Genomic DNA, 1,308 nt, shown 5'->3' on the forward strand with positions numbered 1-1,308 from the left:
GTTCGCGGTCAGTGACCTGGAGGTCGGCGAGGTCACCGTCCCGGCAGGCGACGCCATCATCACCACCTTCGCCGCCGCCGGGCTCGATCCCGCCCACTACGGACCGGACGCGCACACCTTCGACGCCGCGCGCGGGGCGGACGATCATCTGGCCTTCGGGATCGGCGTGCACCGGTGCATCGGCGCACCGCTCGCCCGGGTGGAGGCCCTGACGGCGCTGCCCGCCCTCTTCGACCGCTTCCCCGACCTGCGCCTCGCGGTCGGGGAGGAGCTGCGGCAGGTGCCGTCGTTCATCGCGTTCGGCTGGCAGGAGGTGCCGGTGCGGCCGCGCGGCTGACCACGCGAACAGGGGCAGGACCGGTCCCCCGTTCCGGTCGTGCCCCTGCGGCCCGTCGAACTTACGTGAACAGCGCAGCGGTTGTGAACCGCAGCGGTGCCCGCTGCGCGGCGCGGAGCACTCACCTGTGCACAGATGAGTCCGAATGGCGCGTTTTCTATGCGGCCAGCCGGGGCGGTTCCAGCTCTCCTGTCGCCAGATGGGCCAGGACGACCTCGTAGAGATCGCTGCCCGCGGCCAGCAGTTGCCGTTCCAGGACGGGCTCCGCACTGCGGACGTGTTCGCGCACGGTCTGCGCGTGGACACCGAGTGTCTGCGCGGTCCGTTCGGAGTTCCCGCCGGCGGCGATCCAGGTGCGCAGGGTGCGCCGCAGATCGCGGGCGTCCGGGTCGAGACGCCTCAGCAGGTCCAGGGCCCAGGTGCGCAGGGCGGGCCCGGACAGCACCTCCCCGAGCGGGACGGGACCGGACCGCTCCCTGCCGCGCCCCTGTTCCATGCCTGCCTGGGTGTTCAGCGCCAGATGGACCAGGGCGCGGACGGTGAGGTCGGAGAAGTCCGTGCCGAGCAGGCCCTCCACCCGCTCCATGCGGGCGCGCACGGTGTTGCGGCTGACGCCCAGGACCTTGGCCGCGCTCACGGCGGTGAACTCCAGGCCGAGCCGGGTGGTGGCGAGGAGTTCACCGTGGGTGTGGTGGGCCAGTACGTCGAGCGGGCGCAGGAGGTCCGCGGTCCAGCCGTGCAGGAGCGCCGGGTCCATGAGGCGTTCGGGGTGGGTGCGCTCGGCGTAGACCGCGGCGTTGTCGGGCCGGAAGTGCGCGACGGCCAGGGCGCTGACGGCCTGTCCGTAGGCGGTGGCGGTCCGGGCCAGGGTCTGGCGGGAGCTGCCGCCGATGAAGGTGTCGGGGCGCCCTTCGACCAGCGAGCGCAGTTCCCGGGCGGCGGTCTCGTCGGGGGCCACGACGATCACATGC

General features: G+C 72.9%; 2 protein-coding genes. One reads left to right on the top strand and one right to left on the bottom strand.

The features are described 5' to 3' along the window. Window positions 1-337 (top strand): cytochrome P450 (locus TN53_RS40645; protein ID WP_046263906.1); only part of this gene is annotated, 337 nt, incomplete at its 5' end. 157 nt (window positions 338-494) lie between these two features. Here TN53_RS40645 and TN53_RS40650 read toward each other — a convergent pair. Then, the coding region (locus TN53_RS40650; protein WP_046263907.1) for a helix-turn-helix domain-containing protein at window positions 495-1,308 on the bottom strand (814 nt) is incomplete at its 5' end.

It is taken from the genome of Streptomyces sp. WM6386 (genome assembly GCF_000972385.1).
Classification (GTDB): Bacteria; Actinomycetota; Actinomycetes; order Streptomycetales; family Streptomycetaceae; genus Streptomyces.